The sequence below is a fragment of the Shewanella sp. A32 genome (genome assembly GCF_029167175.1).
Lineage (GTDB): Bacteria > Pseudomonadota > Gammaproteobacteria > Enterobacterales > Shewanellaceae > Shewanella > Shewanella yunxiaonensis.
Window position 1 is genome coordinate 34,840 of record NZ_JARFTS010000024.1, and the last position, 24,878, is coordinate 59,717.

General features: G+C 51.1%; 24 protein-coding genes. 11 read left to right on the forward strand and 13 right to left on the reverse strand.

The genetic code is table 11. From position 1 onward, the window contains the following. Positions 1–86 precede the first annotated feature (86 nt). On the reverse strand, positions 87–1,124 hold the full coding sequence (locus tag PY479_RS14695) for an endonuclease/exonuclease/phosphatase family protein (RefSeq protein WP_275484216.1): 1,038 nt from the start codon (positions 1,122–1,124) through the stop codon (positions 87–89). 213 nt (positions 1,125–1,337) lie between these two features. Here PY479_RS14695 and PY479_RS14700 point away from each other — a divergent pair, with 213 nt between their 5' ends. Next, complete coding sequence (locus PY479_RS14700; protein WP_275484217.1) at positions 1,338–1,760, forward strand: CBS domain-containing protein; 423 nt, start codon at positions 1,338–1,340, stop codon at positions 1,758–1,760. A 68-nt stretch (positions 1,761–1,828) separates the two neighbouring features. Here PY479_RS14700 and PY479_RS14705 read toward each other — a convergent pair whose 3' ends face one another. From PY479_RS14705 to PY479_RS14735, 7 genes are all read right to left on the reverse strand, one after another. Further along, complete coding sequence (locus PY479_RS14705; RefSeq protein WP_275484218.1) at positions 1,829–2,113, reverse strand: heavy metal-associated domain-containing protein; 285 nt, start codon at positions 2,111–2,113, stop codon at positions 1,829–1,831. Continuing rightward, on the reverse strand, positions 2,110–2,427 hold the full coding sequence (locus PY479_RS14710) for a mercuric transporter MerT family protein (RefSeq protein ID WP_343377254.1): 318 nt from the start codon (positions 2,425–2,427) through the stop codon (positions 2,110–2,112). Before PY479_RS14710 ends, PY479_RS14705 begins: the two co-directional genes overlap by 4 nt. A gap of 34 nt (positions 2,428–2,461) precedes the next feature. Beyond that, the gene (locus PY479_RS14715; protein ID WP_275484220.1) at positions 2,462–3,601 is read right to left on the reverse strand and encodes a transglutaminase domain-containing protein; all 1,140 of its coding nucleotides are present in this window, start codon (positions 3,599–3,601) and stop codon (positions 2,462–2,464) included. A gap of 274 nt (positions 3,602–3,875) precedes the next feature. After that, positions 3,876–5,096 carry a phosphoenolpyruvate carboxylase gene (locus PY479_RS14720; protein ID WP_212594332.1) on the reverse strand — a complete coding sequence of 407 codons (1,221 nt, stop codon included), beginning with the start codon at positions 5,094–5,096 and terminating at the stop codon, positions 3,876–3,878. Then, positions 5,093–5,731: a hypothetical protein gene (locus tag PY479_RS14725; protein ID WP_212594333.1), complete on the reverse strand. Its 639-nt coding sequence runs from the start codon at positions 5,729–5,731 to the stop codon at positions 5,093–5,095. Before PY479_RS14725 ends, PY479_RS14720 begins: the two co-directional genes overlap by 4 nt. Next, positions 5,732–9,403: an ATP-binding protein gene (locus tag PY479_RS14730; RefSeq protein WP_275484221.1), complete on the reverse strand. Its 3,672-nt coding sequence runs from the start codon at positions 9,401–9,403 to the stop codon at positions 5,732–5,734. Between the two features lie 155 nt (positions 9,404–9,558). Then, complete coding sequence (locus tag PY479_RS14735; protein ID WP_212594335.1) at positions 9,559–9,756, reverse strand: YheV family putative zinc ribbon protein; 198 nt, start codon at positions 9,754–9,756, stop codon at positions 9,559–9,561. A gap of 145 nt (positions 9,757–9,901) precedes the next feature. Between PY479_RS14735 and PY479_RS14740 the strand changes: the two genes are divergently transcribed. From PY479_RS14740 to PY479_RS14760, 5 genes are all read left to right on the forward strand, one after another. Then, a complete protein-coding gene (locus tag PY479_RS14740; protein WP_275484222.1) occupies positions 9,902–11,806 on the forward strand; it encodes an ABC transporter ATP-binding protein in 1,905 nt (634 codons plus the stop codon). 38 nt (positions 11,807–11,844) lie between these two features. Then, positions 11,845–12,327, forward strand: a complete 483-nt coding sequence (locus tag PY479_RS14745; RefSeq protein ID WP_212594337.1) for a DUF2390 domain-containing protein — start codon at positions 11,845–11,847, stop codon at positions 12,325–12,327. Between the two features lie 13 nt (positions 12,328–12,340). Continuing rightward, positions 12,341–13,318 (forward strand): hydrolase, encoded by a 978-nt coding sequence (locus PY479_RS14750; protein WP_212594338.1) that lies wholly within the window; start codon positions 12,341–12,343, stop codon positions 13,316–13,318. After that, positions 13,302–13,559, forward strand: a complete 258-nt coding sequence (locus tag PY479_RS14755) for a YheU family protein (protein WP_212594339.1) — start codon at positions 13,302–13,304, stop codon at positions 13,557–13,559. Before PY479_RS14750 ends, PY479_RS14755 begins: the two co-directional genes overlap by 17 nt. A gap of 104 nt (positions 13,560–13,663) precedes the next feature. Then, on the forward strand, positions 13,664–14,551 hold the full coding sequence (locus tag PY479_RS14760; RefSeq protein ID WP_212594340.1) for a phosphoribulokinase: 888 nt from the start codon (positions 13,664–13,666) through the stop codon (positions 14,549–14,551). Positions 14,552–14,775: 224 nt separating this feature from the next. Here PY479_RS14760 and PY479_RS14765 read toward each other — a convergent pair whose 3' ends face one another. After that, positions 14,776–15,555, reverse strand: a complete 780-nt coding sequence (locus PY479_RS14765; protein WP_275484223.1) for a tetratricopeptide repeat protein — start codon at positions 15,553–15,555, stop codon at positions 14,776–14,778. A gap of 369 nt (positions 15,556–15,924) precedes the next feature. Between PY479_RS14765 and crp the strand changes: the two genes are divergently transcribed. From crp to PY479_RS14785, 4 genes are all read left to right on the forward strand, one after another. Continuing rightward, complete coding sequence (gene crp / locus PY479_RS14770) at positions 15,925–16,560, forward strand: cAMP-activated global transcriptional regulator CRP (RefSeq protein WP_133039871.1); 636 nt, start codon at positions 15,925–15,927, stop codon at positions 16,558–16,560. Positions 16,561–16,645: 85 nt separating this feature from the next. Beyond that, on the forward strand, positions 16,646–16,990 hold the full coding sequence (locus PY479_RS14775; RefSeq protein WP_212594342.1) for a hypothetical protein: 345 nt from the start codon (positions 16,646–16,648) through the stop codon (positions 16,988–16,990). After that, complete coding sequence (locus tag PY479_RS14780) at positions 16,971–17,648, forward strand: response regulator transcription factor (protein WP_212594343.1); 678 nt, start codon at positions 16,971–16,973, stop codon at positions 17,646–17,648. Before PY479_RS14775 ends, PY479_RS14780 begins: the two co-directional genes overlap by 20 nt. Then, positions 17,645–18,982: an ATP-binding protein gene (locus tag PY479_RS14785; RefSeq protein WP_275484224.1), complete on the forward strand. Its 1,338-nt coding sequence runs from the start codon at positions 17,645–17,647 to the stop codon at positions 18,980–18,982. Before PY479_RS14780 ends, PY479_RS14785 begins: the two co-directional genes overlap by 4 nt. A gap of 14 nt (positions 18,983–18,996) precedes the next feature. On the opposite strand, the gene PY479_RS14790 is transcribed toward PY479_RS14785, so the two are convergent. From PY479_RS14790 to PY479_RS14800, 3 genes are read right to left on the reverse strand one after another with little or no spacing between them, the layout of a single operon-like run. Further along, a complete protein-coding gene (locus tag PY479_RS14790; protein WP_212594345.1) occupies positions 18,997–20,532 on the reverse strand; it encodes a DHA2 family efflux MFS transporter permease subunit in 1,536 nt (511 codons plus the stop codon). Between the two features lie 5 nt (positions 20,533–20,537). After that, a complete protein-coding gene (locus tag PY479_RS14795; RefSeq protein ID WP_212594346.1) occupies positions 20,538–21,731 on the reverse strand; it encodes an HlyD family efflux transporter periplasmic adaptor subunit in 1,194 nt (397 codons plus the stop codon). A gap of 10 nt (positions 21,732–21,741) precedes the next feature. Further along, on the reverse strand, positions 21,742–23,190 hold the full coding sequence (locus PY479_RS14800; protein WP_275484225.1) for an efflux transporter outer membrane subunit: 1,449 nt from the start codon (positions 23,188–23,190) through the stop codon (positions 21,742–21,744). A gap of 101 nt (positions 23,191–23,291) precedes the next feature. On the opposite strand from PY479_RS14800, the gene PY479_RS14805 reads away from it, so the two are divergent. Beyond that, complete coding sequence (locus PY479_RS14805) at positions 23,292–23,894, forward strand: TetR/AcrR family transcriptional regulator (protein ID WP_212594348.1); 603 nt, start codon at positions 23,292–23,294, stop codon at positions 23,892–23,894. A gap of 51 nt (positions 23,895–23,945) precedes the next feature. Here the strand turns inward: PY479_RS14805 and PY479_RS14810 are convergent, their stop codons facing one another. After that, positions 23,946–24,752, reverse strand: coding sequence for a DUF1338 domain-containing protein (locus PY479_RS14810; RefSeq protein WP_275484226.1), 807 nt, complete (start codon positions 24,750–24,752; stop codon positions 23,946–23,948). Positions 24,753–24,878: the final 126 nt, after the last annotated feature.

A 24,878-nucleotide genomic window follows, 5' to 3' on the forward strand; every position in this document is an offset into this window, starting at 1 on the left:
CTATTGATAAGGGTTATATCAATGCGGCCGCCAGATGGCGCGCATCATACCTTAATTCGGCAAATTCCGGCAGAGGCTGACAGTGATTAAGGTTGACGCAAGCTGATGGTGGCAGCCACTGGAGTGTGATCGCTCGCCATAACATCCTGCTGATAATCAGGCCGGATTAAATGATCGTCATACACCCGGTATTCGGAGACCTGTCCCAAGCTATGTTGGCTAGCCCCGTTGAACTCCTGACTTAGCAGAAGATGATCCACTGCACTGCCACTGGCACCATGGAAATGGCTCACCGGTCGCGCTTGCGTCAACTGCTGGTATTGCTGCCATAGCGCCCAAGCGTCGTATAAACGATAACGACCAATACGTTGTTGCAATTGTAACTCGTCCAACCCAGACAACCCCGCGGCGCGTAAATCGGTGGCAAACAATCGACTGCTATCGGTCATCAAGGCACGCATTTCGCTACTATCGATGGTGGCATTAAAATCCCCCATCAGCACCATGGCATGACCACTGTCTCTGCGCCGCTGCAACATGGCCTGATACAGCAGCGCTGCCTCAGTCCCGCGTTTGACAATGGATGCCCAGCGCCCCAGCGCACTTCCCGCCAGCAATGCTGGTACCCCTTCGAGATGGCTGTCTTGCGCCGTCAACAATGCCCGAGGCGATTTAAAATGCACTACGTAAATATCAGTTGTACCAATGCCAGGAAGCAGAGTGGTAGCTCGCAGAAAACTGCGGCTAGGGACAAATTCGTCGGTGATTCCCAGTGCAGCAATCAACTGCCGATCGATATCTACCTGACTCACTTCCGTCAGCGGGAAAGCACTTGCCAGTGCCACCACACTTTGATGGGCTACGTAATCGGTGACTTGTGGTTCAGCAATGGTCACAAAATAGGGTAAATCACACTCGGCACACAGTGACTGCAACGCCGTTGGACTGAAAACTTCCTGCATTCCCAGCAACTGAGGGCGAGCAGCACGCAGCCAGCGGCGAGTCCAATTGCATTTCAGGTGCCACTGTGACTGGCTGTAAATATTGTCAAATTGGTGATAAGCCAGCGGTGGCGCAGCAAAATTGTAAAGATTGAGGGTCGCGATAGTAAAATCATCAGACATAGTGCAACAGCCGGAAAAAAGTCTCTCAGTGAATCTTATGCTGTCAGACCTATTTGTCCAGTCAGCCACTGGCCCAACGAATAAGTTCAGCCGATGTATTATCGGAAATTTATTTATAAAAGCGCTTATTATTCATTTAGCTGTGTCTCTGTCATATGATTAGAGCACCAGCGACACCCGACTTTGCTCAGTCTCAGTGATAAGGAAACCGCCATGAAAGTACAGGACATAATGACCGCCAATGTGGTGTGTATCAGTGATGGAGCCTCTATTAAAGATGCTCACCAGTTAATGCAAAGCCGTGGTGTACGCCACTTGCCGGTGATTTCAGAAGTTGATGGCACCTTAGTGGGGTTACTGACTCACAAAAAGATGGTGGCCACCGTCATCGGCTTACTTAATCGTTATGGTTCCGGGGCTTTGGAACGGCGCGAACGCTATACCCCCTTGGCAGAGCTGATGGAAACGGACTTTACCCCATTGACCAGTACCACCCCGCTAACGGAAGTGGTCGATTACTTCGTGAATAACAAACTGGGCTGTTTGCCGGTGATCGACAGCAACCGCAAAGTACTGGGGATTATCACCTCGTCCGATTTTGTGAAATTGTGCGCCCAGCTACTGAAACACGCCTAGTCACATCACCGAAAGTATCCCATAAAAAAGGCGATGCCTTCGCATCGCCTCGTTAAAACTGTTACTGGCTAAGACGGCTTTTCAACTTTATTGATAACACCTTTATAGCCAGTCTTATCAATCGCCTGCAGTAATTTATTGGTATCAAACCCTTCAGGCACAATCACTACCGCCTGGTGGGTTTTCAGTGATGACTTGGCTTTAATCACGCCGTCAGTTTGCCGCAGCACTTTATTGACCACGGTTACGCACAACGGACAGGTCATGGCTTCTACGTCAATGACAACTGTTTCGTTCGCCGCCCAAACCGCAGGGCTGGCAAGCAACAGGAACATCAGCATCAAGCGTTTCATTCAAACCTCTCCAGAATCCAAGGCAATACATAGGGATACAGCTGAAAGGCCAGTACCAGAGGCACGGCAATCCAATACAGGATCAACATTTTGGTACGGCTAAATGTGCCGGTACACAAAGGTCGGCGCGAAAAATACAAACGCCAGAACCCCATTGCAATCAGTGCCGTAGACAATAACAGCATTGGATAATGCAGCCAGGTCAGCTGTTCTGCACCTGACAGACTGGCAGCAGAAACACCAAACACCAAATAGAGTAACGGGCCAATACAGCAAAGACTCGAAGCGACTGCGGCAACTACCGCAGTCACTATAGTTGCAACGAAACCGCGTGCGCTAGTTTGCGTCTCAGCGCTGCTCTGTTGACTTGTAATCATAAGCAAATACTTTCGGATCGTAGAAATTCACCGGATCGCCATCGACTTCAGCATAGGGATAAGCGAAATCGTTAAGCGGTGTCTGCTCTGCCACTGGATACAGATCAAAATCGCGCCCATAGTTAAAGGCGATCCAGTTCATTTCCCAGTTACCAAACAGATAGTCATTGACGGCCTGTGAGGCTGGGTCCTGTTTATCCTTTTTCTCGACCAAGCGCATCTTAGTGACATCACCAGGATCGGCAGGCAACCAGCCAAAGCCCGCCAGATAGAACATCGCCCGGCAATGCTGACCACCACTGATGTTAGCCACACCATGTTCATCAGCGCTACCAAAGGCTTTATGGGAATATTTACCCATTTTAATTGCCTGGCCGACACGGATACCAAACACTTCTTTCGCTGGAATTCCCGCAGCGCGCGCCAAGGCAACAAACACCGAACTGATATCGGTACATTTGCCACCCAGATCGCCAGATTTAAGAATCGTTGCCACATCACCAGTACCACAACCGATGACATCCGGATTACGGAACATGTGATCGGTGACCCACTGATAAATCTTATGGGCTTTGTGCAATGGATTGGTTTCGTTCGCCACAATGTTATCTGCGGTTTGTTTCACCAGACCATCTACCGGAATGTGGGGGGTTGGCAACAGGAAAGGTTTTACCTCTGCCGGATACTGGATCACTTCCGGTACGCGATAATTGTCCAGCTCACCATTTTTACGGGGTTCCCAGTCCTGAGTTTCAATCACAAATTCCAGTTTCAGTGTCAACTGACCGTTGGCATTGGGCCAAGTGGCAAACAGCGTTTTAGCGCCATAAGCGTTACCCGTAGTGATGTAGGCGTCTTGATAGTTGCCTTCAAATTGGAGACTGCACACATGCTGGAAGGTCATATCCGCAGGTAATGGGATCCACAGTTTCACGACACCTGCAGAACCTTGCGGGGCTTTCACATCATAATTCTGAGTCACGGTAAAACGGCGACGGCCTTCAGTTGCAGTAATCGCGGGTTTAGCCTCTACTGAGGTTGCCAGCAGCGGACTGACAATACCTGCAGCTGATAACAGGGCAGCATTCTTTAAAAAATCTCGTCTTTGCATTATTGAGTTCCTTTATACATCACATCAAGAAGCTACCGCCAAGCTGTGCGACCGCAGAGCACTGCGCCTTCATTACGTCGCAACCAAGCAAACTAGAGCCTTCTAACATTGGGTGATTCATAAAACAGCATTTAGGGTGCATACGATACACCGCTAATTTGTCACATCAAGAGCGAAATATTAGCGCTTGGTTAATAATCGCGATCGTCAGTGGTGTTCAGCTCAGCCGAGCTGATTACCACGACATTTTAACCTTGTCAGTGCTGAACGACTGTCAGCGCAATCCCACTTCTACGTCCCGGATAATAAAATTACCGGAATAAACTGGATGAGCTTCGCCCAGGGGTTCTAGGTCAAAAAACTGCTTATGCTCGTCACTCAGGCCTTCAAAACCGCCAATCACCTGGAACAGCCAGCTTTCAGCATCCCAGGGTAATTGATGCGACTGCAAATATTGCAATGCCGATTGGTTACGACCGGAATCGATCACGGCACAGAAATATTCGTCAACGGCCTGTTTCAGTGGATTATCAGGAATATCAAAGGCTTCAGCGGCAACCACAGCCACTGGCTGTGCTTCTTGCACTGAATGTTGCGGCAAAGCGTCGCGGCTGATCGCTTTGATGGTGGCTACCAACTCCAGCAGCTGCGGTTCATGTTGCGCGTTATGCACATCCACCGCCGCCGGTGCCAACAACGACTGTGCCTGATTAAACAGCGGTGAGATCTGCTTGTGGGCCACATGGTCGGCCACTTCATAATCCGGATGCAGATCGGTATATAGCAACCAGCCCTTGAGCAGACGGGTACGCCCCTGAATTTTGCGAAAACGTCCCAATAACTCCAGCAACCGCCCTTGCACCACACTGAGTTCCTGGGCACAGGAGCTGAGGGTTTCCTGTAAGCTGGTGACCAGCAAACGCCGCAGTTCACGGATATCCCCCGCCAGTTCGCCTAGTTCACGGAACTCAAACATCTCCAGCCCGTTCAGCAACTCGGTCACCTGGCTCTGGGCCAGTTCGTTCTCACGGATTTTGGCGCTGATCGAGCCGACATAGCCAAATTCGTTATTGATGCGACCCCATAGCACCCGGATGGAGTAACGCAGACTTTCGGTAAAGCTGTATACCTGTTCAGACAAATCTGCCAGATAGGCTTCGGCAGCGCTGTAATCGACACTGGCACGCGCCTCACGATAGTGACTCGCCAGCGTTTTAATCGTCGCCAGTGCCGAGCCAACGTTAGCGTTGATTTGGCGGTTACGTTCATCTTTCAGCCCATCTTCCAGCAATGCGCGCACGTTACGCGACAAGCGCAGCTGTTCGCCAGGCTCAGGGCGCCATAAGATGCCACTTTCTGTGAGCTTTTTAACGGCTGCCGGTTCCAACTTCTCTTCGTCGATGCTGCCACCCAGATAGGTGTCCATCACCAGTTCGGCATGGCGACCGAGCAAGCGCAGTAACTTGACGCCAGCCTGATGCAGATTGCTGCTCATAGCAGGTCCCTCTGACTGGCGGTTTCTGCCTGCGCCTCCAGGCTCAGGCTCTCAGTTTCATCAATAAAACGGATCACTTCATACAAGTAATCCAGTTTGCCGGTGGCGAGATAAATCTGCTTTTCCGGGTTCGGTCGCAACAGATAGCCCAGTTCCACCAGCCGTTTGAATACCAGTTTAATCTGCCCGTCAACACTGTTGGAGCTGGAACCAAATAAACGATATTGGCTGAGTTTAGCCAGTTGTTCACGAAACGCCGGCGTATCTTCAATCCGGGTCTGTAACTCAGTTAACCGCACCGGGGCACCTTCTGTCAGTGGCGCATCCTGGCCGCTGGCTTCCTGCACCAGCACCAGCCATTCCACTAAGGGGATCAACGACTGGCAGATCTCACGAAACTGCGCCGAAATAATTTTGCGTTCATTGTCGCCAAGATTAACGTAGCCACAAAAGAACACCTCGCCGTCAGCGGCCTGAGCCACGGTGCGGTTAATCTGATTCAGATAGGCTTCTACTCGGTCACGGGTGGCCGGATTTTTTAAGGCACGCCAGCCGTCTTCAAAGCTGGTACGGCAGATAAATTCGCCCCGCAGCAGGCGCTCAATCAGTTCACCATTGGCTATGATTTCGCTCATTTACACCGCCTCCTTCGCCAGACGTTCACTGAGTTTTTGGGCAATCGGGTCCAGCTTCGGTTTCACCAGCTGTAAGCGCTTGGTCTGCTTATTAATGATGTAACGGTTAACGAACAGGTTGAGCACTTCCGATTCCGGATTCGGGAATGCGCCCAGCACACAGATATTGTTGTTTTCACAGGCATCGAAAATCTTCTTCACGTTGCTGTGATGCAAAGTGCCCAGTTCATCAATCGGCCAGTGGATAGTGACATCCGCCTTACCACGCAACAAACGGGTAAACGCCAGCAGGAATTTACACAGAATTAGATATGCCATGCCGTGACTGGAAGATTCGTTGAGCTGGCGATCGGTGCGAATAATCAGGTCGGAGTTACCTTCTTTCAGGCGCAATTCAATCTCCAGCAACTTGGCAATGCCACCGGTCAGTGCGGAGCGGCCGATGATATCCAGCGCCCGGCGCATACTGTCGGTGTAGTGTTCATCGGGTAACTTGCTGAAACCATCGGCTTTCCAGGCACGGAACGCTTTGACGAAGGTTTCCAGTTCCGGCCAGAATTCCAGCTCGCTGATACGGGAGCGGATCTTCACTGCGGAATCGGAAACCCCTTCCAGGAACAGCTCCTCACCCACTTCACGGGTAATACGCGCACTCTGCGAGGCAATACGGCGGTCGATATCGGCCAGCACATCGTAAAATGCGGTGAGATCCACACCGAAAATACGCCCCTGTTCCCGTAAGGCGGTGACCGATTGCGGCACCATCACGTTCAGCAGTTGCTCCAGTGCGGGCACCAGCTTGTGGTAATCCAACAGCCGGATCCCTTTGTCAGTAACATAGCTGGAATCTTCACGGGCCCGTTCCCAGGTTTCAGCCAGACTAGAGCCGGACTTGGCGGCAATCACTTGATCGAAATGATCCACATACTGCTTTACCGAACCCAACAGATAATCGCGTTTCAGTAATAACTCTTCGCCCTGACGCAGACGCTCGCTGATGCTGCCAGGCGTTTCTTCATTATTTTTGGGCAGCTTCAGTTCACTCAGCTTGCGCAGCAGGCCACGCAATTTACTGAGATTTTCCGAGGCTTCCACCTGTGCGGCATTGGACTGACGTAGACTAGTTTCCAACTGCTGTCGTTGTTGTTTCACTTCGCTGGCGCGGCTTTTCAGCTGCTGATCTAGCGTTGATACGGCCTGTTTGACTTTCGCCAGTTCGCTCACCAGCTTAGGCTTGCGTTGTAACCAGGTATGTTGATACCAGTCTTCGTAGCGCAACACCTCGCTACGGCGCTGTTCAGCACTGGCAATCTGACCGTCCAGCTCGCGCATCTGCCGTTTTAGCGCCACGATTTCATCTTCATTGATGCCGCGGGATTTCAGTTCATTGCGATACCAACTGTCGCACGCTTGCTGTTCCTGTTTGGCCCGTTCACGGCGCTGTAAAATACTGTCGCGGATCGTCTGTAACTGCTGCTCAATCGCACCGGTGACATCCTGCCAGTACACCTGATTTTCCATGCGCGCTTCCAGCGCCAGCGATTTTTGTTCATCAACCCACTCAAGGTGCTGGTTGTGCAGTTGTTTCATCTCATAGTCGAGCTGCGTCAGCCGTTTACCGGCTTCGGCTTTACGCGCTGCCAGCGCCTGATTGATGGCGGTTTGGGCATTACGCCGCTCCTCCATCAAACGCCGCAAATCTTCCCGCAAATTCTTGTAGCTAGTGCGCGCCATGGTCAGCTCACGACCGAGACTATCCAGCGCACTGTTGGCGGCGACTAATTGCTCTTCTGCGGCTTGCTTCAGTGCCTCGGCATGTTGCAGCGCATCTTCGGCTTGCGCCAGTCGCGCCCGCAGTTCCGGCTCACTGGCGGCATAAGCCGGAATATCCAGTGCTGGCAAATCCAGCGTTAACCCATAAAAGTTGTCGCTTTCGCCCAGATAGCCGGGGTGCAGATCGCTGCGATGCAGCAGTTCCGGATTCACTACTTTGCCCAGATGTTGCTCCCAACCGGGCAACTCACGCCGCAGGAACTCCAGCAAGGTATGTGACTGTGGAAACAGCATTTGCCTGATCTCATCCAGTTCACCTTGGCGCTCATTGACCCGCAGTGAGGCCAGTCGCAACGCTTCTGTCGCCTGCTCGCGCTGTGCTTTGAGTTTACGCTCTTCACTACTGAGGCGTTCGACCTTAACGTTAGCCGCTTCCTGTTCGGTATCGGCGCGTTCAATACGTTCATCAAACACCGCCAGCGCCAGCTTTTCCGCTTCGGTATAGCTGACGTTATTCACCAACAGTTGCTGCTCAGCTGCCGCTAACTTCAGTTGGTATTGCTGTTCCTGAAACTTGGCTTTGCCCGCATCAATGCGTTCGCGCCATTCATTGTCGAGTTTAGTGGTGTCGTCACTGGCAAGTTGTTTTTGCTTATCTAGCTGTTCCCGCTGTTCATCCTGTTGCTGATGCAGTTTTTCCAGCTCGCGGTTGAGCTGCTCACCAATTTTGCTGCGCCGGGCGTTATAAGCAGCTTCAACATCCTGATGTTTTTCGGTCAGCAGTTTGTGACGTTCGCTCAGGCTTTCCAGATCGGCACGCCATAACGGCAGTTGTTCCAGATGCGCCTTGGCCTGTTCGATGTCGGCATCCAAGTAGGCATTTTGCTGGTTTTCAATACTGTCGAGTTCATCTTCCAGCTTGTTGGCATCGCCTTTGGCGGCCGACAACTCCTGGTTGATCTCATCGCGCTGCTCTTTCCACTGGTCATCTAAGGTTTTCAGGCGGAAATTACACTCCTGCGATAAGGTGTGTTGCTGCTCTTGCCGCTGACTTTCCAGCACTTCGTCGTGACGATAACCCTGTGACAGGCTAGCTAAGCGCAATTCCGCAGCCTGCAGTTCATTGAACTCCTGGTCCAGCTTGTCGAATTCTGGGCGGATTTTTTCAAAACCGGCAATCAGCTGGCTTTCACGGATCCAGGCTTCAACCCGTTGCGGATTAATGCTGGAGGTTGGTGGATTCACCCCGTCTTCTTCCAGAATGGCCGCAATCATTGACTTGACGGTTTCCATCTTGCCCTCTTTCGAGTGCACCGCCTTGGCCAGTTTTTCTATGTGACGCAATGAATGGTCGGCCTCGCACAGCGAAAACTGCCGTGCATAATTACGCAGTTCACTGCGGTTGCTGCCGGTATTCAGCAAGCTGCGATCATTCTGGATAATGGCGCGATATTCACGGGTGTTGAGCAGATTGGTGCATTCGACAGCAAGGCGTTTCATCTCGCGGCCGAGTTCCGCCATGGTGTGGCAGATAATGGTGTCACCATTCTGTGACTTGATGTAATCCGCTAATTCAAAACCTTTGCCGATAAAGCGGTAGTTAACCCCTTTACCATCACCAGCCGAAGCCAGCACAGCCTGATATAACAAACCATCGGCTTTCTGATATTCATAAATGATGTAGCTTGACTCGCGCGGCAGATACCAGCGCTCGAAGCTGTCGCGGGTCGACGGCACCACTCGACTAGGATATTCGCCGTAAAACACCGGCACTAACCGCTGCAAGGTGGTTTTACCGGAGGCGTTCGTACCGCAGATATTGGTATGGCCATCGAGACGCAGTTCCACTACGCCCGGCAGGTGGGTATCGATCAACAGAATTCGGATCAGGCTTGGCATATTTGTCCTTGTTATACAGAGAGAACGGTGGCGCGAGGCAATACCGTTCACGCAGGCAGCTTCTGGCCGCTTTATCTTAGCTCGTCAGTGAGGCCCCTAAAGTAAAGGAAAGCCCTGATGTTGGCAACGCCAGGGCGGTAGCCGCGTGACCGAGGTTATTCTGGCTTAAACAGACCGATGACCTGGCCTTGTGCCTTATCGGCCACTTTGGCTTCCGTTTGCTGTTCATGGTAACCGCATTCGATACATTCGACAGTTTCCACGCCGTTATCCTTATAGAGGACGATGCTATCAAGCGCCTGACATTTAGGGCAGCGGGCGCCGGCAACAAAACGTTTTCTGGATTTGCTCATTTTCTATTCAACTACAGATAACATAATGGCTATTTTGCCACATTCTGTGGTGTCAACGTAAGATTGGCGCATCAGTGCTATAGCGGAAGTCGCAGCTTGTGGGCTATGATCGGCGTTTTCACTTTTATCACTATTGCGTTAACCCATGATCACCATATCCCACGCGCAACTCATCCGCGGCAGTAAGGTACTGCTGGATGATGCTTCCGTCACCCTTTACCCCGGCCACAAAGTGGGGTTGGTCGGCGCCAACGGCACCGGCAAGTCCTCATTATTGGCACTGATCATGGGCAAACTGCACCTCGATAAAGGCGATATCAGCGTACCGGCCCAATGGCGCATCGCTACCGTTGCCCAAGAAACTCCGGCGCTCGACATGGCGGCCCTGGAATATGTACTGGATGGTGACCGCGAATTTCGTGATTTGGAAAGTCAGTTAAAACTGGCAGAACAGCGCAATGATGGCAATGCTATCGCCGACCTGCACGGCAAGCTCGATGCAATTGGCGCCTACAGCATTCGCGCCCGTGCGGGCAGTTTGCTGGCAGGACTGGGGTTTGGCGAATCACAGCAAAGCCAGCCAGTGAAGAGTTTTTCCGGTGGCTGGCGCATGCGCCTCAACCTGGCGCAGGCACTGCTGTGCCGCTCAGAATTGTTGCTGTTGGACGAACCCACCAACCATCTGGATCTGGACACCATGTTCTGGCTGGAAGGCTGGCTTAAGAGCTATCAGGGCACACTGGTGCTGATCAGCCATGACCGTGATTTCGTCGATGCGATCGTGGAAGAGATCATCCATGTTGAAAATCAGAAGCTGAATTTCTACCGTGGCAACTACACCGCATTTGAAGCCATACGTGCCGAACGCATGGCGCAGCAACAAGTCGCCTATGAAAAACAGCAGCGCGAACGCTCACATATGCAGTCTTACGTTGACCGTTTCCGTTACAAGGCCAGCAAGGCGCGGCAAGCACAAAGCCGCCTCAAGGCACTGGAAAAGATGACCGAGTTGTTGCCAGCGGCAGTGGATAATCCGTTCCAGATGGAGTTCCGCCCACCTTCGGCACTGCCCAACCCGTTGGTGATGATGGAAAACGTGGCCGTCGGCTATGGCGATACCACGATCCTCAATTCGGTGCATCTCAATCTGGTCCCAGGTGCCCGAATCGGTTTACTGGGACGCAATGGTGCCGGTAAATCGACCTTCATTAAACTGCTTGCCGGACAACTTGAACCGCAACGCGGTAAATATCAACCGAATCCCGGCCTCAATATCGGTTACTTTGCACAGCATCAGGTGGAATATCTGCGCCTGGACGATACCCCATTGCAACACCTGCAACGGCTGGCACCGGAGCAACGCGAACAGGAACTGCGAGATTTTCTCGGCGGCTTCGGTTTTCAGGGGGATATGGCACTATCACCGGTGCGGCCATTCTCTGGTGGTGAGAAAGCACGGTTGGTATTGGCGTTACTGGTATGGCAACGCCCTAACCTGTTGCTGTTAGACGAACCCACCAACCACCTGGATCTGGAGATGCGCCACGCGCTGACGGTTGCTTTACAGGATTTTGAAGGTGCGATGGTTATCGTTTCTCACGACCGGCATCTACTGCGCCTGACCTGTGATGATTATTATTTAGTGGATAGCGGTAAAGTCGAGCACTTTGCCGGTGATCTGGAAGATTATCATCAATGGCTACTGGATGCGGCGAAAGCGGCAAAACCACAGCCGCAAACTGATGGCAAACCGCAACAGGATAAGAAGCAGCAGAAACGCCAGGAAGCAGAGTTACGACAAAAGCTGTCGCCGCTGAAAAAGCAACAAGGCAAGCTCGAAGATGAACAGCAAAAGGTGACTGAACGTCTGGCGGAGCTGGAAAACCTGCTGGCAGATACTGAATTATATGCAGAACAGTATAAGGCCCGACTGACTGAGGTCCTGGCCGAGCGCACCACCCTCAACCAGCAACTGGAACAAAGTGAATTGAGCTGGCTCGAGTTACAGGAACAGATCGATAGTATTGAACTAGCGGCAACCTCTGCGTGAGCCGCCACAGGGAATGTTGAGGCGGAGCAAGGAGCATCATGTCAACACCCGATATTTTGACGCCATCTTGGTGGCGGGCGTGTGAACAGTATTATCCGGCCATTGAAGCCACCGCAATACAACTGCAGGATCAGCACGGCATTATCATCAACCTGTTATTGTTAGCGCTGGCGCTAGACAAACAACAATTACAGCTGCCATCTGACTGTTGGCAACCACTGCAGCAGCAGGTTTTAGCGTGGCAAAGTCGGATGCTTTCGCCTTATCGGCAACTGCGCAAGTTGGCAAAAGACTTCATTGAGCAAGACGAGTATCAACAGATGTTGCGCGTTGAGCTACTGCTGGAACGCAAGAGTCAGCAGTTGATATCGTTGACATTACGCCACATTCCCCTGCAACCAACTAACAACACCCCCACTAATCGGCGAGACTATTTAGCACAGTTTCAGCTTGAGCTTAGTGCTTATCCCGCACTCACTCACATCACTGACAGCTGTGATACACTAGCGGTGATGCCGTAACTGCCGAGTCACTATGCAACCGTTATTTTCGCCACCGTGGTGGAGCCGGAATCCACATATTCAAACCATATTGCCGGTGCTGACAAAAGTGCCGCAGCTGCCGTTGCAGCGAGAACGGCTAGAGCTGGATGACGGTGATTTTATCGATCTGGACTGGTGGGCCGCTCCCGAAGTTGGTCACCCCGTGCTGGTGTTAATTCATGGTTTGGAAGGCAGCGCCAGTTCGCACTACGCCCGGCGAATGGTACAGCAGTGCGCCCAGCGAGGATTAGCGGTGGTGGTGCATCATCATCGCGGCTGTTCCGGCGAACCCAACCGGTTGCCACGCAGTTACCACAGTGGTGATACTGCCGACATCGACCATACGTTTCGCCTGCTCAGACACCGTTATCCGCAATCACCACTGCTGGCAGTAGGTTACAGTCTCGGTGGCAATGTGTTAGCCAAATATCAGGGAGAACAGGGGAGCAACAGTCTGCTAAGTCGGGCAGCAGTCGTGTCTGCGCCTTTGGAACTGGCGGGGTGTTCCCGCAAACTGGAACAGGGTTTTTCCCGAGTCTATCAGCGCTATCTGTTGCAACAGCTGCAGCAAAAGATGTTGGCGAAAATCGCCCATAGCCCAGTCCCCGCATTACCGGATGCCAAGACCATAAAGCAGCTCAACACTTTCTATCAATTCGATGACCGACTCACCGGCCCGATGCATGGCTTTAGCGGTGCTGCTGAGTATTATGCACGCGCCAGCGCCCTGCCCCTGCTACACAAAATCGGGCGGCCAACGCTGTTTATACATGCGGCAGATGATCCGTTTATGAGTCAGTCGGTGATCCCTAATACCAGCAGCTTACCGGCGTGTGTACAATACGAGCTGTATCATCACGGTGGTCATGTGGGATTTATCGAAGGTGGAACGCCTTGGCGCCCTAAATTCTTTCTGGAACGGCGAGTACTGCAATATCTGTTGGAGAAGGATAATGTTGATCCCCTATGAGTCCTTGTTACGCCTGCCCACCAGCACTGTGGATAATCTGATCCGTGAATATCTGCTGTCACAAGTGGAAGATGGGAGTTTCAATGAGCTCAACGACAAGGCGATCCAAGCCGCCACAGAAAAATGTCGTCAGGCGCTTAAAAAAGGCGAATTAATAGTGGAATATAGTGAGGATGATGAATCTGTTGCTATCCGTTCCAGGGAACAGATTATTCAGCGGACACCTCTCAGTGAAGATTGACCAGACCGGCTCAGTGCCGTATAAGTAACTGCCTGCCTGTTACACTGTCATAACATTTAATGAAGTCGTTCAGGCAGTGACAGCTTCAGACACAGGTAGCAATCATGTCAGCAAAACATCCCATTATCGCAGTGACCGGCTCCTCTGGTGCAGGAACCACCACCACGACCACCGCTTTTAGTCATATCTTCCGGCAGTTGGGGATCAATGCCGCCATGGTAGAGGGCGATAGCTTTCACCACTACACGCGTGCCGAAATGGAAGTGATGATCCGCAAAGCCAAAGCGGAAAATCGCAATATCAGCTACTTCGGTCCGGAAGCCAACGACTTTGACCGCCTGGAAAAATGTTTCTCTGATTACTCCGCCACCGGCCAGGGAGAAACCCGTTCCTACCTGCATACCTTTGATGAAGCAGTACCGTACAATCAGATGCCGGGGACCTTTACTCAATGGCAGCCGCTACCTGATAACACTGACATGCTTTATTACGAAGGGTTGCATGGCGCGGTGGTAACGCCGGAAAATAATGTGGCACAACATGTCGATCTGCTGATCGGCATGGTACCGATTGTCAACCTGGAATGGATTCAGAAGATTATCCGCGACACCAGTGAGCGCGGCCACACCAAAGAAAAAGTGATGAACTCCATTGTGCGGTCGATGGAAGACTATATTAACCATATGACGCCACAGTTTTCGCGCACCCACATCAACTTCCAGCGCGTGCCGACGGTAGATACCTCCAACCCCTTTAGTGCCAAAGATATTCCCAGCCTGGATGAAAGCTTTGTGGTGATCCGCTTTCGCGGCATGGATAAGGTGGATTTTCCCTACTACCTCAGAATGATCCAGGGTTCATTTATGTCACGGGTCAATACACTGGTCGTACCGGGTGGCAAGATGTCATTAGCGATGGAACTGATCCTGACACCATTGATCAAGGAACTGATGGACCGCCGCATCGCCACCTTGGAACAAGAGCTGGAATAACCGCTATCTTCGCGATTTGATTAAGTTTGCTTTAAGCCCCTGTCGCTATATTAGCGGCCATCGGGATTTCAGCTGAAGTTCTGATCGCCGACACTCAGATGGGAATTGATTCCCCTCTACAATCTGTTTGTTTCTATCTGGATATGTCGGCAACCCGATCCAATTGTGTGGATGACTCTTTTTTCTCTCTCATACTTTGCCCATTGTGGGCTTTTTTTTTGCGTTTAATCTAATGGCAAAATTTCACGATACGGTTTGTGCTGCAAGTAGTCCCGCAGCCGGGATTTAAACTCATCCTCTTTATCGCGGATCTTCCCTTTATCTGCCTGTAACGCTGCAATAGCTTGCCGCTGTGCCTTGACCGCTTCATTAAAATTCCCCAATTCCGCATAGGCTGCGGCAAGGTTATCCAAATTAGTGGGATCCTGTTCATTCGTTTTCAGCAGATCAGTCGCCAACTGCACGGCCTTTTCACCATCACGAAATTGCTTTTCCGGACAGGTAGCTAAAATCCAGGCGGCATTACCCATCGAGACATTATCACCGGCTGCAGTGAAATATTTTACCGCTTTACCGCAGTGACGACTGACACCATCCCCCCCCGCAGCATAGATAAATCCCAGACGAAATTGTGCCCAGCGATCCTTGTCTGCAAGTTTCAAATACCAATGTTCTGCCAGTGACAGATCGCGTTTGATCAATTTACCTTCAAATGCCATATCGGCTAGTGTCTTCTGCGCATTGGCACTGCCGTTATCCGCAGATTTTTTCAGCCATGAGACCCCGAGAACTTTATCGGCGTTAACAAAACGCCCGGAGACATACATCAGACCTAAAAGGTACTGTGCTTCAGCGGACCCTTCCTCGGCACTGAGTTGCACATAAGCCACTTTACTGGCAATAAGTTCCTGCTGTGGTTGCGGAACCGCAAATGCCCAAGTATCAGCCGGCACTAGCATCGCCAATCCGGAAAATAGGGTGATTAAAACGCGTGGATATCTCACGACCGTATCCTGCATAGATAAAACTAAGCTCAAAGTTAGCCAGAATTGCCCCGCAAAGTCGAGCAATAAGCAGTAATTACTGATGAAAAGATAAACCGGATATCATCGATATATTAGCGTTCGGTCAAATCCTTCAGGAAGTTGTGATTTGCACTGCAAGACTGGGATACGGAGAAAGAGTAAACACAGGTATTTATTGACTTATATCACTAAAGTATCAGAATGTTGTAATTATTAAGCAGTTATTAATTTTTGCAGCGCAAACGGATTCAGCGCCAAGTAGTGATCGAAGGATTTTTTGGGTCAATTGACTCAAGATCCTTATTTAGCATACTCTAACTTTACACTAAACAATTGAGGAACAAAGGCATGGCTCTGATTGGTAAGCCAAAACCGGATCCAACATTGGAATGGTTTTTATCCCACTGTCACATTCATAAATATCCAGCCAAGAGCACGTTGATCCACGCCGGTGAAGGTTCTGATACCCTCTATTACATCGTGAAGGGTTCCGTCGCAGTTTTGATTAAAGACGACGAAGGCAAAGAGATGATCTTGTCTTATCTGAACCAGGGCGACTTTATCGGAGAGCTGGGTTTGTTCGAAGAGCAGGCAGAACGTACTGCTTGGGTTCGTGCGAAACAGGCATGTGAGATTGCTGAGATTTCCTATAAGAAATTTAAGCAGTTGATTCAGGTTAATCCAGAAATCCTGATGAAACTTGCAGCGCAGATGGCCCATCGTCTGCAGAATACCAGCCAGAAAGTGGGGAATTTAGCATTTTTGGACGTGGCGGGCCGTATTGCCCAGACATTGTTGCATCTTGCCAAGCAGCCAGATGCGATGACCCACCCAGATGGTATGCAGATCAAGATTACTCGTCAGGAAATCGGTCAGATTGTTGGCTGTTCCCGTGAAACTGTGGGTCGTATTCTGAAAATGTTAGAAGAGCAGAATTTGATCCAGGCACACGGTAAAACTATTGTGGTATACGGTACCCGTTAATTACTGATTCAGCTTGATTTAATCCTGATTTATTAAAGTGACCAAGGTGTAAATTTTGGTCACTTTTTTGTTTTCAGGAGTGTTGATGAGTCGGCTGAGTCAACTGTGCTGGGCAGGTCTAATGCCTGTGATTGCCCACGCAAATGTGGCCAATTTACATCTCCAAGCAGATCACAATATTGCCAAGGCTTTGGTCAAATCCGGCGAAATTCTCTCCCTCGACACCACGCTGTCAAACATTAAACCGTTCTGTTATGGCCAATTGGTTGATGCGCATCTCTACCAGCGAGATGGCAAATGGCGTTATGATTTACTTATAAAAAATGACCAGGATACTTTGCTGCAACTGGATCTGAATGCCAGTACCAGCGAACATGATGGTCAACCATTACCAGAAGAGTGCCATCCTTATGAAACTGCTCCTCGTTGAAGACAATGATCTGTTGGTAACAGAGCTGCTGAAACAGCTGAAATTGGCTGGCTATGTCACCGATGTTGCTGCCAAGGCGCTGGATGCCGATTATCTGATCAAAGAAAGTCCTTATGACTGTGTCATTCTCGACATTGGATTGCCCGACGGCAATGGTTTAGAACTGCTGCAACGCTGGCGCCAACGCGGCATCACCACCCCGGTGATTATGCTCACCGCCCGTAGCCAGTGGCATGAAAAGGTTGAAGGTTTTAATGCGGGTGCCGACGATTATCTTGGCAAACCCTTCCATACCCAAGAGTTGTTAGCGCGGTTGCAAGCCGTGATTCACCGGACACATGGGCATGCGACCACGCCGAGCAAGCAGTTAAGTTTTGGCGGTGTAGTCCTTGATGAGACTGAACAGACGGTAACGGTTAACGATCACTGTTTTGAATTAACTGCCATGGAATTTCGCTTGCTGCGGATCTTTTTAATGTCACCCAAAAAGCTGCTCTCAAAAGCACAATTGAGTGACAAGCTGTATCAATTTGACGATGAGAAAGAGAGTAACGTCGTCGAAGTTTATGTGACGCATCTGCGTAAAAAACTTGGAAAAAATGCCATTGAAACCCGCCGTGGACAGGGCTATATCTTTCACGGTAGCCAGCAGTCATGATATCGATAAAAACCAAGCTGAGCTTGTGGCTGACAGTACTGGTACTGCTCAGCTCTTTGGTCGGGCTTGGTTTTATCGAGACGATGTTACGACAGGCGTTTCATGATTCCATTATTGATCGACTGCACGAAGACCTGGAACAGATAGTACTTGCCAGCCACATTAGCAATGATGACATTCTAATCGACAGTAGTCAGTTGTCAGGCTTCTACAATCCAGCCTACTCTGGCCGTTACTATCAGCTCAATATCGGCGACATCGAAGTGCGCTCTCGCTCATTGTGGGACAAGCACCTCGACATCACGCCGCTGGCACCGGGTGAAACCCGCGTCTGGCAATCGAAAGGGCCACAGCATCACGATATTCAGCTGTTCTCTAAAGGATTACCACCAATTTCTCCCGGCGATAGCAACCCCACATTAACCGTCGCTCAGGATCTGAGCATTGGCCGTAAGGTCTTCACCGAAGTTTACGGTGCCAAACTGACCGTAAATGTCACCATGTTGCTGGTGATGCTGCTGGGGATCTTTATCATTCTGCGCCAATCCTTTAAGCCAGTGAATAAAGTCAAACATGCTCTGTCACGTTTGCGCGAAGGCCATAGCTCTTCACTGTCGCTGGAAAGCGTACCAGCTGAGATCAAACCGCTGGCGGAGACTTATAACGAATTGCTGGAATACACCAGTAATCAGATCCAGCGCAGTCGCAATAACCTTGGCAATCTCAGTCATGGATTAAAAACACCATTAGCGGTGATGCGCCAGCAAGTAGAAGTTCTGGGACTGAAAGATCCAGAAACCGCTGCCGCATTGGAGCAGCAGTTGGATCAGATCCATAAAATGATCGAACGCAAGTTGGCAGCCGCCCGCATCACCGGCGATATGTTACCGGCGGCACAAATGGTGATCCCCAGAGATCTGGAAAGCCTGTGTCTGACCATGAACAAGGTACATCACCAGAAGCAGGTGGATCATAAATTTGATATCAGCGAACAAGTACCACGCCTGCCAATCCATCGCGAAGACGGTATGGAGTTGTTTGGCAACCTTTTGGACAACGCCGACAAGTGGGCCGCAGAAATGGTATTGGTACGTATCTGGCTGCAACAAGGCGAAATCCAGATAAGTATTGAAGATGATGGTCCCGGTGTCCCTGATGATGAGTTGGATAATCTGACTCACCGCGGCAAACGTCTTGATGAAGATGTAGCCGGCCATGGCTTAGGACTGTCGATAGTCAAGGATATCTGCGAACAATATCAGTTGCAGATATCCTTTGAACGCAGCCCTTCATTAGGTGGGCTGAAAGTGCTGATCCAAATGCCTAAGCATTAGGCAGCACCGCCTACCTAATGTGTGCCACCCCCACCGATTGAACGTACTGGCCGCGGTGCCAGCCAAATAGCAAAGGCTCCCACAGTGAATATGACCGCGACCCAGAGGAAGATTTGATTGGTGGCTACCATGGAGCTTTGCTGTTGCAACAACCAGTTAAGCGAGCCAAGACTCTGCTCCTGCGTCATTCCGCTGGCCTGCATTGCGTGCGCAGCTACTCCGGCTTTATCCGTCAGACCCGACAGTTCTGAATGCACATAAGTGGTCTCATTCTCCCATGAAGTATTAACCATCGACGTGGCCACCGCCCCGGAGAGCGTTCGAATAAAATTCATCAGTCCGGCGGCAGAGTCCATCTCCTGCATCTTGACGCACCCCAGGGCAATGGCGGTCAATGGCACAAAGAACAGCGGCATACCAATCCCTTGGAAAAACATTGGCATACTGATCTGCCAGAAGGTCATATCCATGTTGTTAAAGGCGCGCAGATACGTCCACAATCCCAGCCACATCACGCCAACAAAAACAAACGGCCGCGGGTCAAATTTGCTGGAAGCACTGGCTATCAGCGGTGCCAAGAACACCGCGATAATCCCCATCATTGCCGTAGAATAGCCGGAGATGGTGGCGGTGTAGCCCATATAGATCTGTAACCAGAGCGGCGTTACCACCGTTATCGCAAAAAACGCCCCAAACGCCAGACTTAGTGTCAGCATACTGGCGGCAAAACCGCGATGGCGAAACACCTTGAGATCCACCACCGGATTGCGTTCTGTCAGTTCCCAAATCAAAAAGGCAATAAAGCCAATCACCGCGATTATCCCCAGGATCACAATGCGACTGGAAGCAAACCAATCATGATCCTTGCCTTCATCGAGCATGATTTGCAAAGAGGCCACCCACACGACCAGTAACCCCAGACCGACTTTGTCGATAGCGGCCTTTTTGGTCTTGGTTTCAAAACCTTTAATCAATTGCCAACAACAAATGCCGGCAACAATCGCAAATGGCACTTTGAAGTAAAAAATATACGGCCAGGAGAACTGGTCACATAACACGCCGCCAAGGATCGGTCCCATGATGGGCGCCACCAAGGTGGTCATACTCCAGATGCCAATCGCGGCATGGCTTTTATCTTTGGGAAAGATACGGATCATCAAGGTTTGCGACAACGGCATCAATGGTCCACCGGATAATCCCAAAAACACGCGGAAGGTCACCAACATACTCATGCTGCTGGCAAGCCCGCACAACAGCGAAAACACGCCAAACATGATCAGACAGGTAACAAACACCTTAACTGAACCAAAACGGGATGCCAGCCAGCCGGTCAGTGGGACCGAAATCGCCTCCGCTACCGCATAAGAGGTAATGACATACGTGCCCTGACTGGTAGATGTGCCCAGACTGCCGGCAATGCTGGAAACGGATACGTTTGCGATAGTCGTGTCCAGAATGGCCAGAAAATTAGCCATGGCCAGACAGATCACGCCGCCGACCAACGCCCCCCCAGAGAGGGGCTGTGGCTCTGCAGTTACTGTTTGACTCATCAGCGTTAACCCCGACCATTAATCGGCAACTGCCGATCCGCTACCGCAGTAATCGCATTGATATTGGGTTGCGCCGCAGTATTGATCGTCACTTCCATCGACAATCCGACCTGTAACGGATGTGCCGCTAACTCGCTAGGATCAAGACCAATACGCACGGGTAAGCGCTGCACCACTTTAATCCAGTTACCAGTGGCATTTTGCGCCGGAATAGCAGAAAAAGCGGAGCCTGTGCCGCCGGATAAACCGGTGACAACCCCATGGTAAATCACTTTATCACCATAGATATCTGCGGTGACTTCTACCGGTTGACCAATCTTCACCTGGCGTAATTCGACTTCTTTGAAATTCGCGTCTACATGCATATTTTGTACGGGAACCACAGTCATCAGTGGTGTTCCGATTTGCACGCGTTCCCCAATCTGCACCTGGCGTTTGGCAATCACCCCAGCAACGGGGGCACGAATAACCGTACGTCGCAAATCCACTTCTGCCTGCTGTAACTGCGCCTTGGCTTGCAGCACCTGCGGGTTAGTATCTACTGTGGTATCAATGATCAACGCAGCATTGGCTTTCTTGTTACCAATTGACGATAAGCGATTGGCAACTGCCTGTGCTTCGGCAGCTTTGGCGGCATTGAGATTAGCCTCTGCCTGCGCAAAAGCAGTTTTAGCGTTGGTGAGTTCCTCTCCCGACACCGCACCAGATGTCACCAGATTTTCACGGCGCTGTAATTCCAGTTGCGCACGGGCATAATCCGCTTTGGACACCACTAACTCAGCCTTAGCACGTTGTTCATCCGCCTCCCGGGCTTTCACCAACGCCTGCAACCCTTCGTCATTAGCGACATAGCTGCTCACTTGACGTTTTGCCAACGCGTAATTCGCTTTGGCACGGTCATATGCCAGCCGGGCGTCTGTGTCATCCAGTACCACTAACACATCACCCTTTTGCACCATTTCGGTGTCCAGCACTTTTACTTCTGCCACAATACCGCTAACCGCAGGCGTCACAGCCGCAATTTCCGTCGCGGTATAGGCGTTGTCAGTTGAAACATAATGTGACGCCACAAAATACCAGTAGCTACCGCCGATGACAGCCGCAAAAATCATCGCAACAGCCAAGCCCACAAAACCCTTTTTACGCGACGCTGATGCCCGGGCAGCATCAAAAGGCTGCTCTGTCTTAGTTAAAGTCATGAATTAATTCTCAAGATTGAATTGACTGATAGCCACCACCCAACGCATGGATCAGCGCCAGGTCCAGCGAAAATGCCCGAGATTGCAGATTAACCAGCGCGCGCTGGCTACTCAGTAATCTGTCCTCTGCTGACAACACTTCCAGATAGGTGGCTAAACCACCTTTGTAGCGGTCGCTGGCGATTTGATGTGCGGTGGCTGCCGCGGCCACTGCTTCACGAGTTTTGCCAATCTGGGCGCGTAACGCCTGACTGCTAGTCAACACATCCGCCACATCATGTAAGGCATCCGCCAAAGTCTGCTGATATGAGGCCACTGCCTGGTGGTAATTTGCCTCTGCTGAAGTCAGTTGCCCCTCTAAACGCCCGCCACTGAAAATGGGCAGATACAGTGCCGGTCCAACGCTGCCAGCATCATTGCCAGCATCAAACAACTTATTGATGCCAAACGCCTGCAAACCGATAAAGGCCGACAGATTGATATCGGGATAAAACTGCGCTTTGGCAACCCCGACCCGATTTGCTGCCGCTTCAGCGCGCCAACGCGCGGCGGTAATGTCTGGCCGATGTCCGAGCAAGCCGACACCCGCATGAGCTGGCAGGCCAAAGGTTTGAGTCAGATGGATGGTTGGCCGAGAAATGCTTAAGGCTCTGTCCGGCCCTTGGCCCAGCAACGCGGCGATGGCATATTTCTGTAGTGACACAGATTCCCGGATCGACAACAACTCCGCTTCCGAACTGGCGGCAACGGCCTGTGCCTGACTGACTGCCCCCTGATTTTCCAGGCCATTGTCAAAGCGTTGCTTTAGCAGCGCAACGGTTTGTCGGCGCACACTCATGGCGGCGGCCGCGGTATCTTCATTGAGGTATAGCCGGGCAAGTTCCGCATAAGCATTGGCTACTGAGGTGGTCAGTATTAAGCGCGCAGCAGCCGTTTCCGCTGCTGTCGCGGCGAGATCGGAGGTTGCTGCCGCGACCATGCTTTTGTTCCGATCCCAGAAATCGATGTCATAGCTGAAATTCAGCCCAATGGTACCGTAATCATTCCAGCCCTGAGGTGGTGAAGATGCTTGATAGCGGTAGCTGACTTTCGTTTCCGACAGCGATGCTGCGGCACTCACCTGTGGTCTCTCGCTAGCGCCCATCTGCTGCAACATACCTTGGGCACTTGCCAGTCTTGCCTTTGCCAGCGCCAGCGACGGAGCTGTCGCTAATGCTTCCTGCATCAACTGATCAAGCTGTGGATCTTGATAAGCCTGCCACCAACTGTCTTTAGGCCAATCGCGTAACGACTGCTGGCCCAAGGTGTTACCGAATGCGAGTTTTGCCGACTGCGCCATCTTGGCAACTTGCTGCGATGCATCATGAACGGCGCAGCCGCCCAATGACAGCAAGACTGCTGTGGCCAAAAAAGATGTCTTGATCGTGACCACAGTCAGATTGTGTTGCCTGGGTTTCACTTTAATCTCCATAACAATACCGTACGGTACAGTTATACTCTTGACATCCCACGATAGTCAAGCGAAACTCGTGGGCGCGAACAGAGCAGCGTGGAGTCAAAATGCGGGTTAAGACTGAGGAGAAACGGCAGGCGATTATTGATATCGCGAAGGAGGCTTTTTTCAGTCAGGGATTTGAACAGACCTCAATGTCTTACATTTCACAACAACTGGGCGGATCTAAAGCCACACTCTATAACTACTTCAATTCTAAAGAAGAAATCTTTCATGCGGTGATGGAATCGTCAGCAACTGAACAGATTGCTGACGCGTTTCAATCGCTCAGTCAGACCAAAGATATGCGCACCATGATGCTGGAATTTGGGCACAACTATCTCAATTCGATCCTGACCCCTGAAATTATGGCGATTGATCGCATGGTGCGAGCTGAAGTGGGTCGCAGTGATCTGGGTAAGCAGTTTTATGCACAAGGGCCACAACGGGGCTGGCTCAACGTCAGTGAGTTTTTGGCAAAACGTATGGATAAAGCGGAAATACGTCGGGCCGAACCCTGGCTAGCCGCCATGCAGTTTAAAGCGTTACTGGAAGCTGAAATCCTGATGCCCTATTCGTTAGGGGCTGTCGACAAGCCCGACAATGCAACATTGACGCAGCTGGTTGCAACCGCAGTCGACAGTTTTCTGCAACTATACAAGGTTGATTAACCTCGTGGTGGCAGACAAAAAGGCCTTCCTCATGGAAGGCCTTGGCACGTTTTAAGACTCACTTTTGGCGTTAGTGCTTTCAAAAATTTTATCCGCCGATGCGGCCACAAAGCCGGTGTACAATTTGCCATCCGCTTTTGGATAACGCCGCGCAAATTCATAGAAGCAGCTGGGAATTTCCACGGTACGATCGCCAAAAGCCACCGGGATGCGGTCTGCCATCGTCGAGGATTGTTCCAATAATACCGCCGCCGAGCCTTTAATCTCGCCACCGGCACTATTGAGGACAAAACCGGCAGCCTTTAACGCCTCATTGACCGCCTCCAGCGTCGAGAATCCGGCCAGATGATTCACCGATACGGTAAAATGATTGGCGCGATAGCCAAAAGCCGCCACCCACGCCGCATATTCACTTTCTTCCAGTAACCGTGAATAGGTGGCGTAGTCCATCGCCCAATGGCGACCTGAATAGAGAAAATCATCGGCGCTGATCGCCTCATCCGGGATCTGTGCCACCAATTGAGCCACCGTCTGTTGTAACCAGGGGCTAAATTCTTCAACTAACAGTTCAGAGATAAACACTTTCGGTTGTGTTTCATCGGGATGTTCAAAGTGCTTGGCACGCAACTTTTTCTGTTCAAATCGATAGTCACCACACGCTTGATAACCTAGCTCAATGAAATGTGCGGCGAGCACCTCCAGTCCCACTTTCGGCAGATTGAACGTTCGCAGTGCTATATGATCGTTGATGATCGCATTACCTTGTCCCAGCAGTTGATGCACCTTAGCTGCTGATGGTGTCATGGAGATGTAATCCTGCCACATGGCAGCAAACAGGCTGTCGACGTCCTGATGCATATATCCTCCTGAGGTTAACCAACCGCCGCTACACAGCTCCCCACGACGGTGTCTCGTCCTAATATAGGTTGACAGTTTTTAGGCCAGCTCCCGTAGCTGGCCTTTTCTATTGTGCACCTGATTGGG